Origin of the sequence: Austwickia sp. TVS 96-490-7B (genome assembly GCF_019331795.1) — a bacterium.
Lineage (GTDB): Bacteria > Actinomycetota > Actinomycetes > Actinomycetales > Dermatophilaceae > Austwickia.
Genome location: NZ_JAHPZL010000007.1, coordinates 474382 through 488872 on the forward strand (window position 1 = coordinate 474382; position 14491 = coordinate 488872).

Consider the following 14491-nt stretch of genomic DNA (forward strand, 5'->3'; position numbering starts at 1 on the left):
CCAGCGTTGGCGCTGGAAGGATCTACCCCCGATCATGGACGTGTTTGTCTGCCAGGGGATCTGGGGACGAAGATCGGAGAGGGGATCACATGGCGTACGACAGGCGTCTCGCCGAACGCATCAGAGCTGCCATCGTCGGAGATCACGTCGTCAAGGAGGTCGTGATGCTCGGCGGGTTGACTTTCATGGTCAATGAGCGGATGGCCATGACAGTCGGATCGCAGGGACAACTGATGGTGCGATGCGACCCGGCCGACACCGCCCACCTGCTCAGCAGGATCGGCACTGATCGGCCTCAAGGGTGGGGCCGCTCGATACGGCACGGTTGGATCGCTGTCAATGCCGATGTCATCGGCGATGATGCTGCACTGCGCTTCTGGGTCGAAGAGTCCCTGCGATACGTCACCTCCGAGGGGTGACCCCGCCAAGGGCTGGCCCGGCGTCGTCGTGGCGCGGCATCACGGCGACACGACGTACGTCGGGCCAGGCCTATGGCACGTTCATGACGGCCAGGGTGGCCTGCGGCCAGGCTGTGAGCGCTCCAGCTGTGCGGCCAGTGGCAACAGAGCTGTTTCGTCGCCGCCTGGGGAATACAACTGCACGCCTACTGGTAATCCGTCGACGATCCCACCAGGCACTGACATCGCGGCATGTCCGGTGACATTGGCTAATGACGTGAATGCCACCAATGGCATCGACCGTCGTAACGTGCGGGCCGCCCCAGCGCCGGCCACCCTCCCCACCAGTGGCGGCACCACCGCCATCGTGGGGGAAAGCAGCACGTCATACGCCCCGAACCGCTCCCGGACGCCCCGCGCGATCCGGGCCGCTTCCCGGATCGCGGCGAGCCGCACCAGCGGACGCACCCACGCCCCCGACCGCAGCATGGCCTTGGTACGCCGCTCGCACCGTCGCACGTTCTCCACTCGGCGGCTCTCCTCACGGATTGCTGCATAAAACAGCGGCACCAACGCTGACTGCGCGTCCGGCCACCGACAGGTCAGTTCGCTGACGTCGTGCCCGGCCTGACTGCATCGACCCGCCACGTCGAGTACCACCGCTCGCACGCGTGGGTCCACTGTCACTCCCGGCCAGGGACTCCGCGCTATCACCGCGATCCGTAACCGGCCTGGGTCACGCCCAGCGGCCTCGGTAAAAGTCATTGATGGTGCTGGGGCGGCATACCGGTCAACTCGTGTCGCGCCTCGAAGGACGTCATAGGTCACTGCCGTGTCCTGGACCGTTCGGGACAGTGGGCCAAGCGTGCCCAGCGGTCCCCACAGGTTGCTATACGGCGCCGTACTGACCCGCCCTCGGACGGGCTTGAGACCCACCAACCCAGTGCATGATGCTGGGATTCGCAGCGAGCCGCCACCGTCACTCCCCAACCCGAGCGGCACCCACCCGGCAGCGACTGCCACCGCAGAGCCACCGCTGCTGCCACCAGGAGAGCGGCGCAAATCCCAGGGGTTGCGGGTTTCTCCCCAGTCACCTTCGGTGAACGGGAACTGGCCGAATTCGGGCATCCGAGTCGTGGCAACGGGCACCGCTCCCGCTGCCCGCAGGCGACGAACCACCTCGGAATCCTCGAGCGAAGGAAGGGAATGGGCCCGTCCACCGAACGTCGTCACCACTCCGGCGAGGTCGAGTTCTGCTTTGACCACCACCGGCACACCCGCCAACGGGCCAGGATCCCCACCGGCGTGAATGATGGCGTCGACCTGCTGCGCCGCATTCAGCGCGGCCTCATCGCACACGGTCTCCACTGCGTGTAACTGATCGTCACCGGCAGCGATCTGCGCGAGCGCCGACTCGACCGCCGACACCGCCGTACGTCGTCCCGCATGCACCTGCGCCGCGAGAGACACCGCAGTCTCGTCCCACCTGTCCCGCGGGTCACCGTTCATGAGCTTCATCATGCCGGAGCGTGACCACCGGGCGGACAACCTGCCCGATGCAGCTCACCGGGGTGGGGCCGGCATTGCCGTGCTCGGTAGCGTAACCTCAACAGCTCGTCCGTCCGTCCCTCTCGGAGGCCCTTCATGTCCGCACAGGTCGACGTCCAGGCGCTTGCCGCCGCCGCCCCGGAAGCTCAACGCCGGTACGCCGAGTTCCTCACTGCTGGAATGAAGCTGGACTTGACTCGTGGCAAACCGTGCCTGGCCCAACTGAATCTGTCCGAGGCGATGCTAGCCCTGCCCGGCGACGGGGAACATGCCACCAGCGAAGAAGGCGACCTGCGCAACTACGGTGGGGCGCCCAAAGGGCTGCACCAGCTGCGCGACATGTTTGCGCCACTCCTGGATGTCCCGGTCGATCAACTCGTTGCCCGCGACAATGCCTCCTTGGCGTTGATGCACCTCTGCGTGGCCAGTTCGTTCTTCCACACTGTGCCTGGCGGCACCGCGCCATGGCGTCCCGGTGAGGTCACCTTCCTCGCGCCCAGCCCCGGATATGACCGTCACTTTGCTATCTGTGACGAACTGGGAGTGCGCCTGCGGACGGTCGCAATGACCGAAGACGGACCCGACATGGACGAGGTCGAGGCGCTGGTGGCAGACGACCCCACGATCAAAGGCATCTGGTGCGTGCCGAAGTACAGCAATCCCACCGGGGTCACCTACTCCGACGAGACCGTACGTCGGCTCGCGACCATGCCCACCGCCGCCGCCGATTTCCGGATCTACTGGGACAACGCCTACGCCGTGCACCACCTTGAGGACCAGCACGACGACCTGTTGGCCATCCTGCCCGAGTGTGAAGCTGCTGGCCATCGCGACCGGGTGTTCATGTTTGCCTCCACGTCAAAGATCACCTTCCCCGGCGCAGGCGTCTCTTTCTTCGCGTCATCTCCCGCCAATGTTGCGTGGTTCCTGGCCCGCGATGTCGCCCGCTCTATCGGACCTGACAAGCTCAACCAGCTCCGTCATCTGCGCTTTTTCACTGACACTGCCGGGGTCAGCTCGCACATGGACGCGCACCGGATGCTCATCGCCCCGAAATTCACCGCCACGATCGACGCCTTAGACACCGATCTCGGCGCCCTCGGCGTGGCCTCATGGACCCGCCCGCGAGGCGGGTACTTCATCAGTCTCGACGTGGTGCCTGGCACAGCACGACGCGTGGTCGAACTCGCCAAGGCCGCCGGAGTCGCACTCACCCCCGCCGGGGCGACGTACCCCGGTGGCGTAGACCCGCACGACGCGAATATCCGTATCGCCCCGACCTTCCCCACCACTGCGGATCTGCAGCAAGCGATGGCCGTTCTCACCACCTGCGTGATCATCGCAGCTGCAGAACAGCTCCTCTAATCGGCCACGAATCCGCTCCGCCGCGGTGGGTGATCCGCCGTCCACCGCGGCGGACCGGTCATCGGCTTTTCCCGACCGCCTGTCGACGACCCTGACCAGATCCAGCGATCCACAGCGACAACCCCCTCGCTGCCCGCCCTGCGACGGCGCTACCCTCCAGACCTTCAACGAGGAAGGGAGGGCCGATGCCGTCCGCAACCATCACCCAAGCGGAACCGACACTCAGCGCCGGAAGCATGACGATCGTCCTGCTCGTAGGCCTGATCGCGCTCGCTGCGCTCGGCGTCGGAGCCGTTTTCAGACACCAAGTCCTCATTGCGGACTCCGGCACCGCCCGCATGATCGAGATCGCCGCTGCCGTCCAGGAAGGGGCCGCGGCTTACCTGCGTCGTCAGATGCGCACCCTCGCTCTCTTTGTCGCTCTCGTTTTTGGGCTACTTTTCCTGCTGCCCGCTGATGACTGGACTATCCGCACCGGTCGCAGCGTGTTCTTCGTCATCGGCGCGACCTTTTCCGCCGCTATCGGTTATCTCGGCATGACTCTCGCCGTCCAAGCGAACGTCCGGGTCGCTGCTGCTGCCCGCTGTGGTCTGCGAGCACCTGGTTTTCGGCTGGCTGTGCGCACTGGTGGCGCCGTCGGCATGGCGACTGTTGGCCTGGGGCTTCTCGGCGCAGCACTTGTCGTGGCGCTCTTCCGTGAACAAGCACCTGCTGTCCTCGAAGGATTTGGATTTGGGGCTGCCCTGTTGGCGATGTTCATGCGGGTCGGCGGTGGCATCTTCACTAAAGCGGCCGATGTCGGCGCTGACCTTGTCGGCAAAGTCGAACACGGCATCCCCGAGGATGATCCACGCAATGCAGCGACCATCGCTGACAACGTCGGTGACAACGTCGGTGATTGCGCGGGCATGGCCGCCGACCTCTTCGAAAGTTACGCCGTGACCTTGGTGGCCGCGCTCATCCTGGGCAAAGCAGCTTTCGGCGAGCACGGCATGGTTTTCCCGCTGATTGTTCCCGCCATCGGGGCCATCACCGCTGTCCTCGGGGTGATGACCACCCGGCTACGCGGGCAGGAAAACGGATTGGCCGCCATCAACCGTGGCTTCCTCGTCGCCGCATTCGTCTCCGCGGTCAGCTGTGCGGTCGCCGCCTATCTTGCGCTCCCCGACAGTTTTGCTGCGCTCCATGGCGCCTCCCCGCAGGTGGCAACCCTAGATCGAGACCCCCGGATGGTGTCCTTCCTCGCGGTCCTCCTGGGTATCGCGCTGGCGGCGGTCATCCTCACCATCACCGGACATTTCACCGGCACCGAAGGTGAACCCACCCGCAACGTCGCGCGCACCTCCGTGACCGGTCCTGCCACTGTCGTCCTCGCTGGGATCGGCGTCGGCTTGGAATCTGCGGTCTATACCGCAGCCATCATCGGCATCGCCGTCTACGCCGCCTATCTCCTGGGTGGTGGATCAATCATCGTCTCCCTCTTCCTGATTGCACTTGCCGGTTGTGGTCTGCTCACCACTGTCGGAGTCATCGTCGCCATGGACACCTTCGGCCCGGTCAGCGACAACGCTCAAGGCATCGCCGAGATGTCCGGAGACATCGATGAGGCTGGCGCCCAGGTGCTCACCGAACTCGACGCCGTCGGCAACACCACCAAAGCCATAACCAAGGGCATCGCCATCGCTACTGCGGTGCTCGCGGCGACCGCCCTGTTCGGCTCGTACAACGATGCCGTCACTGCAGCCCTGACCACAGCTGGACAGGCCACCGCGTCGGCCGCTTCGTCGTACTCGATCGTGGAACCACCAACCCTCGTCGGCTTGATTGCTGGCGCTGCGGTGGTCTTCTTGTTTTCTGGATTGGCCATTGACGCGGTCACTCGCGCCGCAGGTGCGATCGTGCTGGAGGTACGACGACAGTTCCGAGACCACCCGGGCATCATGGCTGGCACCGAGCGACCCGAATATGGACGCGTGGTGGACATCTGCACCCGTGACTCGTTGCGGGAACTCGCTACTCCGGGGTTGTTGGCGGCGTTCTCCCCCGTTGTCATCGGTTTTGGCCTGGGATTTGGGGCATTGGCGGGATTTCTCGCTGGTGCCATCGGCGCCGGAGTTCTGATGGCGGTTTTCCTCGCTAACTCTGGTGGCGCGTGGGATAACGCGAAGAAAATCGTCGAAGACGGCGCGCACGGTGGCAAAGGATCCCAAGCGCATGCTGCCACCGTGATCGGGGACACCGTCGGAGACCCGTTCAAGGACACTGCGGGTCCGGCGATCAACCCGTTGCTGAAGGTGATGAACCTGGTGGCAGTGCTGATTGCGCCCGCCGTGGTGCACATGTCTATTGGTCCTGATGCCAGTCTCTGGTGGCGGCTACTCATCGCCGCAGCAGCAGCTGGGGTGGTGGTCTTGGCCGTTGACCGGTCCCGTTTCCGCGCCACTCAGAAGCTGCCCGAAGTGGAATCTGCTGTCGATGAGGTCGGACCCAACGTGCCCTTCCTGCATGCCGTCCCGGACTATCCGTTATTGCAACCGCGGGTGCCGCATTTGCGTCATCTCCCGCACGAGAACGGGGCCGCCACCCTGCTCTCCGGGGCCGGTGCACTCACATCCACCAGGTCACAGCACAGCGCGAGCAGCACCATGATCGAAGGGCCAGGAGGACCAACACCTTTCCCGGACCCGCCTGCCCACGATGTCGGGTCGCATTTCACTGACCGTGAACGCCGAGGCGACCGGCCCTGACCGATCAGCTGACAGTAGCCAAGCAGGAGGGTGGTCCCAGCGTCGACGCTGGGACCACCCTTCCGGATGCCAGCTCGGGTGTGCAGCCTCGCTGGGGCAGTTACCGTGGAAGGCATCATGAGTGAATCTGCCCGACGCACGCTGTTGTTCGTGCACGCCCATCCAGACGACGAGACCTTGGCGACCGGGGTGACGCTAGCGCAACGGGTCCTCGACGGTGACGACGTGCACGTGCTCACCATGACCCTCGGAGACGAAGGGGAGATCATCCCAGCTGATCTGGCCCACCACGCCGCTGATCAACAGGACACGCTCGGTTCCTACCGACGCGGCGAGCTTGCCGCTGCGATGACAGCGATCGGCGCAACTAGTCATGTCCTCGGCGAGACCGACACCGGGACAGCGACGTACCGTGACTCAGGCATGGCTGGCACCCCCTCCATGGAGCACCCGCGAGCGCTGTGCGGCGCGCCCTTAGCTCAGGTCGGAGCCGCCATCGGAGCTGTGCTCGCTGAACTCGCCCCTGATGTCGTGGTCACCTATGACCCTCGAGGTGGCTACGATCATCCTGACCATCTGCGTACCCACCAGGCGACCTGTGTCGCCGTCGCTGCCCTTCCTCCTGACCGCCGTCCCGCGTTGTGGGCGGTGGTCGTCGATCAGGACCAAGCTCGACAAGACCGGGCCTGGCTCAGCGAACACGCTCCTAGCGATCGTGACCTCATCCTGCTGGCTCAAGACGATCCCTATCCACCGGGAGTCGTCCCCAGCGCGATGATCAGCTGGAAAGTCACCGGATCGCCGCAGGCCCTGGACCGCCGAGATGCCGCGCTGCGCGCTCACGCTACTCAAGTCCAGCTCGGGGCGGGCTGGCATGCGCTGTCTAATCACATCGCTGCCCGATCCGGGGACACTGAGTGCTATGTCCGCCTTGACCCAGACACCACCGAACTCGTCCCGGCCGTCCCTGGGGAGGAGATCAACCCATGTCTGGCACCGTGACCGGACATCGTGACATTGAGGGTGGCTCTCTGCGCGATGTCCAACCGCCCATTGAGGGTGGACTCGGCCCCTCCGGAGTGGATACAGCCCTTTTTCGACGGGTGTTTGGTCGGTTTGCCACCGGCGTGACTGTGATGACCACCAGGGTCGGTGATCACGATGTCGCGATGACCGCGAATTCCGTCACCTCAGTGTCGATCGAACCGCTGCAGGTCTTGGCGTGTGTCCATGTCGACGCGCGATTCCACGACGCCGTCCTGGACAGCGGAGTCTGGGGGGTCAGCATCCTTACAGCAGATGCACGAAGCACCGCTGACCTGCTTGCCGTGCGCGGACGCCCCCTCCTCGGGCAGCTCGATCTGATTGCCCACCGACAGGGACCAGCCACCGGCGTGGCGCTCCTCGACGGGGCACTCGCCCACCTGGAATGCCGCACCACTGCCGTGTATCCCGCTGGTGACCATGACATCGTGGTCGGGGAGGTCCTCGCCCTGGACGCGCCTGATCGCCCCGGCGATGCGCTGATCTTTTATCGCGGGGAATATCGGAGCTTGCCATGAGGGTGCCGCTGCCGAGGTGGCGCCGACCCGGCCCGGAATCTGGAGTGCCTCCGCCGACAGATCTGGACTCCGAGGAGACCGGTGTGCGGCAGACTCACCGGTTTTTCAGGAGGCGAGGTGCTGCATCGGCGGCGCCACCGGAGGCGGGACCGGTGGCTGAGGACGCAGCAGGGGAGGAGGGCACATCGGGGGTGGGGGGCGGGGGAGACGTCGAGCCAACACCGTCTAAGACGGGCCACAGCAGCCAGGACACCGCATCACGCCCGCGGTGGCGCCGCACCGTCATGATCGCTCTGAGCGCGATAGCGCTCGTCATGACCGCATACCTCGCAGTGGCCTGGTATGCCTGCTCCCGTATCCCTGACCGAGCGACTGCCGGAGGGATTTCCATTGGCGGCATGGATCTTCCGGCAGCACGACAGCAGTTGATCTCCCACGCGCCGCAGATCGAAGCACGCCCCATGACAGTCGACTTCGATGGCACCGGCATCGACATCATCCCGGGGCGTAGCGGTCTACATCTGGACCCCGATGACACCGTGGCGGCGGCCACCCGTTTCACTGTGGCGCCCTGGGATGTGGTGCGTCGTCTCCGTGGGGTCCTTGACATCCCGTGGGAGACCGACCTGGACCGACCCACTGTGGCTGCGGCCATCCGTGCTGCAGGCTCCGGTCAGGAGTGGGAGGTCCGTGAAGGTGCCATCGGTTTTCCCGACGGCAGCGTCATCTCTGAACGACCTCGGGCCGGTCGGCGTATCGACATTGAGGCGACGTTAGATGCGATCAAGGCGGCCTGGCCAGCGTCTGTGGTCCATGGTCGGATCCGCACTGTCGAGCCGCAGATCAACCCCACTGATTTTGACAGTGCGCTCAACGACGTCGCCCGGAAAGCTGTCGCTGGTCCGCTGCGAATCACCGTGGAGAACAGGTCGGCCCAGGTGGCTCCGGCCCAGCTGGCTCCGGCATTGTCGATGGTCGCGGATGGGGGGACTCTCACCTTGTCTGTCGATCCTGACCCGCTCGCTGACGCCATCGTGAAGGCCCTTCCTCAGGTCGAACGAGCCGCCGTACCAGCTCGTTTCCGTATTGATAACGGCAGTCCGGTGATAGTGCGGGATGTGCCTGGTCGCGTGGTGGATCGTACGGCGGCAGCTGCTGCGGTGCTCAAAGCCCTGACCACCGGCTCCCGTGAGGCGAACGTGCCGTTGACGGAGCGTGCGGCTGCCGTGACCGCCGATACCTTGAGGGGGTATCGGATCACCCACGAATTGGCACGAGCGCAGGCCACGCTGAGCAGCGATACGCCTTCCGCGATGATGGCCAATGCGGCCCGGGCGGCGACACTGATCGATGGCCGGGTCATCGCCCCCGGCGACCGGTTCTCCTTCAACGATGTCGTCGGGGAACGCAGCGCCGCCCGGGGCTTCCAGGTCGTCAATAACCCCCCACCTGGTGCCGGGGATGATGACGCTGGCGTCGCACGCACCGCCTCCGCGCTCTTTGAAGCGGCATTCCGTGGGGGTCTGGAGCTGGGGCCGCGCCGAGGTCATGGCGCCTATCTGCCAGGACTCACCGCTGGTCTGGACGCTGTTGCTGCCACAGGAGGTTCAGACGTCACGTTCACCGCTGACGCCTCCGGTGGGGTCCTCCTCACCACCACTGTCAACGGTGCCACTATCGAAGTTGTCCTGTGGGGACGGTCTGGGATCGCCACCGAGGTCACCGCTACCACCAGCAACACCAGTCGTCCGTCACCTGTCACGGCCAGGGGTGGTGGTTGCGTCGCACGTCCGACATTGCCTGGCTTTGACATCGAGGTACGTCGTACCGTCACCGCAGACGGGGCTGTGCCGCGCCGCGACTCTGTGACCACCCGTTACGCCGCGGTCCCGGGGGTTGCCTGCCCGTCCTGACGGTTCCAGAGACTCCCCAGCGAGCCCTCCGACCGATCAGGCTCACCGGTCAACCGACGAACAGCCCGTGGAGTTCGTGCCGACGCGGTACTGTGTCTGGCGTCAGACCAGCCCAGGAGGACCGATCCCATGACGTACGTCATCGCCCAGCCTTGCGTCGATGTGAAGGACAAGGCCTGCATCGAGGAGTGCCCGGTCGACTGCATCTACGAAGGCGAGCGCTCCCTCTACATCCACCCCGACGAGTGCGTTGACTGTGGCGCCTGCGAGCCGGTGTGCCCCACCGAGGCCATCTTCTACGAAGACGACGTGCCGGGTCAGTGGAGTGACTACACCGCGGCCAATGCCGAATTCTTCGACGACCTCGGCAGCCCTGGTGGCGCGGCCAAGCTCGGCAAGATCGGCAAGGATCACGCGTTGATCACCGCGCTGCCCCCGCAGGGAGAGTGAGCAGTTTAACCAGGTCAGCGGGTGGATCGCGTCCCGGCGCGAATCCACCCGCTGATCCTTTCGGGCTGCCTGATTTTCCGTGGGACACGATCGCGCCGTACCGTGCCCGCGCTCAGGAGCATCCGGAGGGGATCGTTGACCTGTCCGTGGGAACCCCGGTCGATCCGACTCCGCTGGTGATCCAGCAGGCGTTGGTCGCGGCTGCTGACGCCCCTGCGTATCCGCAGACATATGGCACTGCGGCACTTCGAGAAGCAGTGGTGCACTGGTTTGCTCGTCGTCGAGGCGTCCCTGATCTGGATCCGGCGGGTGTGCTTCCTACGATCGGCAGCAAGGAACTCGTGGCCTGGTTGCCTCTGCTGCTGGGGATTGGTCGCGGTCAGTCGGTGGCTTTCCCCGCAGTTGCTTATCCGACGTACGACGTAGGCGCCCGTCTGGCCGGTGCGACTCCGGTGCCATTCCACGGGTTGACCGAATTGGGGCCAGCGGGTACGGCGACCGCACCGGCACTGGTCTGGGTGAATAGTCCTGGCAACCCCACCGGAAAGGTGCTCGGGGTGGAGCATCTGCGCAAGGTGGTCAGCTGGGCGAGACACCGTGGCGCGATGGTCGTCAGCGATGAATGTTATGCCGAGCTGGATTGGCGCGAAGAAGTCCCGGACGGCACGGTTGGCATCCCTGGGGCGGTGCCCAGTCTTCTCGATCCCAGGGTGTGCGACGGCGATCACCGCGGGCTATTGGTCAGCTATTCACTGAGCAAACAGTCCAACCTTGCGGGATACCGGGCCGCCTTCTTGGCGGGCGATCCTGCAGTGGTGGCGCGGCTTCTGGAAGTGCGGAAGCACGCTGGGATGATGATGCCGACTCCGGTGCAGGCGGCGATGCGGGCGGCCTTGATGGACGACCAGCATGTGGCTGAACAGCGGGATCGCTATGCGGCTCGCCGGTCGGTGCTCCTCCCCGCTGTGCTCGACGCAGGTTTTGAGCTGCACGACTCGGAAGCGGGTCTGTATCTGTGGGTGACTCGGGGTGAGGACTGTCTGCAGACTCTGGGTTGGCTGGCTGACCGAGGCATCCTCGCAGCGCCGGGGACGTTTTATGGCACGAGATCGGCGGAGTTCGTCCGGATCGCGTTGACCGCGCCAGATGAGCGGATCGCGGCAGCGGCGGCCAGGCTGACCGCGAAGTGATCTGTTGTGGTGGTGGGTCCGGCCTCGATGAGGACCGGACCCACCACCGGGGGCTAGCTTCGCGGTGCCAGCACGATCCGTACCGAGGTGGCGGCGGAGGTGTCGCCACTTTCTGACCAGCGGGCAGAGTCCTCGTCAGCGCCTCGACGCCAGATCGATGCACCGAGTTTGACCTCGGCCACGCCCATGCTGGCGGCGCTGGCCACCGCCCAGGCCGCGGCAGTCGCGGCGGGACGTTGGTTCTGTGCGGTGACGACCAGAGTGTTGTCGGTGATCTCGGCGGCCAGGCCGGTTTCGCGTTCGAGGATCGACTTCACCTGGGTGGGGCTTGGGCCGCCGACCGGGTCCTTCAATCGACAGCCGATGCCTTGAGGGCGTTCGCCGTCGAGGGCGTCGGCGTAGAGGGTGGCTTCGGTCTCATGTTGGGCGTAAGCCTCTGGGAAGCCGCTGCGTTGCACTTTTTGGGCGGCTTTGGTGAGAGGGATTTCCTGCCAGTCGGGCACTTTGGCCAGCTCGTCGTAGAAACGGGTGCTGGCGTAGACAGGGTCGCGAATCTGATCGGCGTTGCCCCACCCCTGGCTGGGGCGTTGTTGGAAGAGACCGAGCGAGTCCCGGTCCCCGCCGGAGAGATTGCGCAGTTTCGACTCCTGCATAGCGGTAGCGATTCCGATGACGGCGGCTCGCGTGGGCATACCCCGGCGGGTAGCGACCGCAGCGATCGTTGCGGCGTTACGCGCCTGATCGGGGGTGAGCTCGAAGGTCGTCCCGTGCGCGTCCGTGAAAATGCAGCGCTCTGGGCCGTTGAGGCCCGGGTCCAGCAGTTTGCTGACGAAGGTTGCTGCGATGCCGAGGATCGCCAACACGCTGAGCAGTGCGACGGCGCGGGTCACCCCTTGCCGGGTCCTCCGGAGGTGGGGCTGCGGCCCGAGTGGTTGTCCCTGGGGTCGTGTCGGTTGCTCCCGAGTACTCATCCTGTTGTAACCGGCTCCTTGGTCTGTGCTGGATGTCGACGGGGTAGGCGGGTGACGCCATCGTCCCGTGATGTGCTCGTCAGATGACGACGCGGGACCGGCTCCGGGGGTTCCGGAAGACACGCTGCCGGAGCCGGCTCGCCGTCAATCGTTGGCGTGGAGCTGGGAGTTCAGCTGAATCCCGTGACCGTCCCGGGCGCGGGCTTCGACGGTTCCGGTGACCGAGTTGCGGATGAAAAGCAGGTTGTCCTGACCGGAGAGCTCACGGGCTTTGATGACCCGTCCGTCGGTGAGGGTGACCTTGGTGCCTGCGGTGACATAGAGTCCGGCTTCGACGACGCAGTCGTCGCCCAGGGCGATTCCCAAACCGGATTCCGCGCCCAGCAGACATCGCCGACCGATACGGACTCGCTCGGTGCCGCCGCCAGACAGGGTGCCCATCGTGGAGGCGCCACCGCCGATGTCAGAGCCGTCTTCGACAAGAACGCCTTGGCTGATGCGGCCCTCAACCATGGAAGCGCCGAGCGTGCCAGCGTTGAAGTTGACAAAACCTTCATGCATCACGGTGGTGCCTTCGGCGAGGTGGGCGCCGAGCCGCACGCGGTCGGCGTCAGCGATGCGCACCCCGGTGGGCAGAACGTAGTCGACCATTCGGGGGAACTTGTCGACGCCGTACACGGCGAGCGGGCCATCGACGCGCAGCCGGGCCCGGACGGTCTCGAAACCTTCAGGAGAGCATGGCCCAGCAGAGGTCCACACCACGTTGGGGAGCGCGGCGAAGATGCCGTCGAGGTTGATGGTGTTAGGAGCGACGAAGCGGTGGCTGAGCAGATGCAGACGCAGATATGCGTCGGCGGTGTCCTTGGGGGAATGGTCCAGGTCAATGGTGGTCAGGACAACGCTGGTGCGGACACCTCGGCGGGGGTCGCTGCCTTCCAACGCGATGAGTTCTGGGGGCGCCACCTCGGTGGCGTCCGTGGGTGCGGCGCCGAGCTCGGGCGCCGGGTACCAGGTGTCGAGAACGGTCCCGGACTCGGTGGTCGTGGTGAGGCCCCAGCCCCACGCGGTGCGCTGCATGTTCATGGGCACCAAGCCTAGGGGTAACGCAGCGTGCTTCCCTTGCCGGTCGAAGTGAGGGCTAGGGTCGATGACATGCCTGGATTAGATCTTGACTCCGACATTGTTGACCTGACCGCAGCGATCTGTGATGTGGAATCCGTCAGCGGTCACGAACAGGCTTTAGCTGATGCGGTCGAAATGGCTCTGCTGCCGTATGCGCATCTGCAGGTCGACCGGGTGGGCAACGTCGTCGTGGCTCGGACCGGCCTCGGCCGACCAGAGCGGGTGATCCTGGCTGGGCATCTGGACACTGTGCCGTTGACAGATCCGCCTAACCTGCCGACACGCAGGCAGGACGGCCCGCTGGGCGAGGAATTGTGGGGGCGGGGCACGGTCGACATGAAGGGTGGCGTGGCGGTCCAGCTGCGGTTGGCGGCACGGCTGACCGCACCGACCCGCGATGTGACCTATGTCTTCTACGACTGTGAAGAAGTGGAATCGGTCCGTAATGGTTTGGGGCGGGTGATCGCATCACATCCCCAGCTGATGGACGCTGACTTTGCCGTCTTATTGGAACCCACCCGTGCCGAGGTGGAGGGGGGATGTAAAGGCACGCTGCGGGTGCGGTTGAGCGCCCGTGGGATAGCTGCCCATTCGGGGCGTCCATGGCTGGGAGAGAACGCCATTCATAAATTGTCCCCGGCGCTGTCGGTGTTGGCGTCGTACCAGGCGCGTGACGTTGACGTGGATGGTCTGTCATTCCGGGAGGGATTGTCTGCGGTGGGGATCGAAGGGGGAGCGGGCAACAATGTGATCCCGGACCGGGCGTCGCTGCTGGTGAATTATCGGTTTGCGCCGGATCTGACCGGCGAGCAGGCGGTGGCCCAGATGCGGGAGCTCTTTGCGGGGTATGACCTGGAAGTGGTGGACCTGGCGGAGGGGGCTCGTCCTGGCTTGGATCGTCCAGCAGCGCGGGATTTCGTGGCAGCGTTGGGAGTTCCGGTCGTCGCGAAGCAGGGGTGGACCGATGTGGCTCGTTTCTCGGCCTTAGGGGTGCCAGCGGTCAACTTCGGGCCGGGTGATCCGTTGTTGGCGCACAAGGACGACGAGCGAGTCCCGGTGGTGCAGTTGCGGGCTGCGGAGGAGGCATTGGCGCGCTGGCTGTCCTGACGGGAGCTGCTCGGGGGTGTGGGTGGACGGAGTGACCTGATTCGCGTTTCCCAGCGGACCAAAGGAGTTGCGTGGGAGGAAGACTGCTGTGTCCCAACGGTGTTGCCATAGCTCCCCC

The 14491-nt window shown here is 65.2% G+C and carries 13 protein-coding genes; 9 read left to right on the forward strand and 4 right to left on the reverse strand.

The window, feature by feature from the left end:
- Positions 1-89 precede the first annotated feature (89 nt).
- Positions 90-419: a TfoX/Sxy family protein gene (locus KEM60_RS10250; protein WP_219107459.1), complete on the forward strand. Its 330-nt coding sequence runs from the start codon at positions 90-92 to the stop codon at positions 417-419.
- Between the two features lie 81 nt (positions 420-500).
- Here KEM60_RS10250 and KEM60_RS10255 read toward each other — a convergent pair whose 3' ends face one another.
- Positions 501-1907: an amidase family protein gene (locus KEM60_RS10255; protein WP_219107460.1), complete on the reverse strand. Its 1407-nt coding sequence runs from the start codon at positions 1905-1907 to the stop codon at positions 501-503.
- A 135-nt stretch (positions 1908-2042) separates the two neighbouring features.
- Between KEM60_RS10255 and KEM60_RS10260 the strand changes: the two genes are divergently transcribed.
- The 4 genes from KEM60_RS10260 (at position 2043) to KEM60_RS10275 (ending at position 7620) form a co-directional block, all read left to right on the forward strand.
- A complete protein-coding gene (locus KEM60_RS10260; protein WP_219107462.1) occupies positions 2043-3311 on the forward strand; it encodes an aminotransferase class I/II-fold pyridoxal phosphate-dependent enzyme in 1269 nt (422 codons plus the stop codon).
- Between the two features lie 185 nt (positions 3312-3496).
- On the forward strand, positions 3497-6058 hold the full coding sequence (locus KEM60_RS10265) for a sodium-translocating pyrophosphatase (RefSeq protein ID WP_219107464.1): 2562 nt from the start codon (positions 3497-3499) through the stop codon (positions 6056-6058).
- Positions 6059-6175: 117 nt separating this feature from the next.
- Positions 6176-7060 carry a PIG-L family deacetylase gene (locus KEM60_RS10270; RefSeq protein ID WP_219107466.1) on the forward strand — a complete coding sequence of 295 codons (885 nt, stop codon included), beginning with the start codon at positions 6176-6178 and terminating at the stop codon, positions 7058-7060.
- Positions 7045-7620 (forward strand): flavin reductase family protein, encoded by a 576-nt coding sequence (locus KEM60_RS10275; protein ID WP_219107468.1) that lies wholly within the window; start codon positions 7045-7047, stop codon positions 7618-7620. Before KEM60_RS10270 ends, KEM60_RS10275 begins: the two co-directional genes overlap by 16 nt.
- Positions 7621-7714: 94 nt before the next feature.
- Here KEM60_RS10275 and KEM60_RS10280 read toward each other — a convergent pair whose 3' ends face one another.
- On the reverse strand, positions 7715-7936 hold the full coding sequence (locus KEM60_RS10280; protein WP_219107470.1) for a hypothetical protein: 222 nt from the start codon (positions 7934-7936) through the stop codon (positions 7715-7717).
- On the opposite strand from KEM60_RS10280, the gene KEM60_RS10285 reads away from it, so the two are divergent.
- From KEM60_RS10285 to dapC, 3 genes are all read left to right on the forward strand, one after another.
- A complete protein-coding gene (locus KEM60_RS10285) occupies positions 7935-9533 on the forward strand; it encodes a VanW family protein (RefSeq protein WP_219107472.1) in 1599 nt (532 codons plus the stop codon). The genes KEM60_RS10280 and KEM60_RS10285 overlap by 2 nt on opposite strands.
- A 129-nt stretch (positions 9534-9662) precedes the next feature.
- Positions 9663-9983: a ferredoxin gene (gene fdxA / locus KEM60_RS10290; RefSeq protein WP_219107474.1), complete on the forward strand. Its 321-nt coding sequence runs from the start codon at positions 9663-9665 to the stop codon at positions 9981-9983.
- Positions 9984-10048: 65 nt separating this feature from the next.
- Entirely contained in the window at positions 10049-11173 is a 1125-nt protein-coding gene (dapC, locus tag KEM60_RS10295) for a succinyldiaminopimelate transaminase (protein ID WP_255574512.1), read from the forward strand.
- Positions 11174-11226: 53 nt separating this feature from the next.
- Here the strand turns inward: dapC and KEM60_RS10300 are convergent, their stop codons facing one another.
- Positions 11227-12063 (reverse strand): hypothetical protein, encoded by an 837-nt coding sequence (locus KEM60_RS10300; RefSeq protein ID WP_219107477.1) that lies wholly within the window; start codon positions 12061-12063, stop codon positions 11227-11229.
- A gap of 225 nt (positions 12064-12288) precedes the next feature.
- A complete protein-coding gene (gene dapD, locus KEM60_RS10305; protein WP_219107587.1) occupies positions 12289-13221 on the reverse strand; it encodes a 2,3,4,5-tetrahydropyridine-2,6-dicarboxylate N-succinyltransferase in 933 nt (310 codons plus the stop codon).
- Positions 13222-13296: 75 nt separating this feature from the next.
- Here dapD and dapE point away from each other — a divergent pair, with 75 nt between their 5' ends.
- Positions 13297-14373, forward strand: coding sequence for a succinyl-diaminopimelate desuccinylase (gene dapE / locus KEM60_RS10310; protein ID WP_219107479.1), 1077 nt, complete (start codon positions 13297-13299; stop codon positions 14371-14373).
- Positions 14374-14491: the final 118 nt, after the last annotated feature.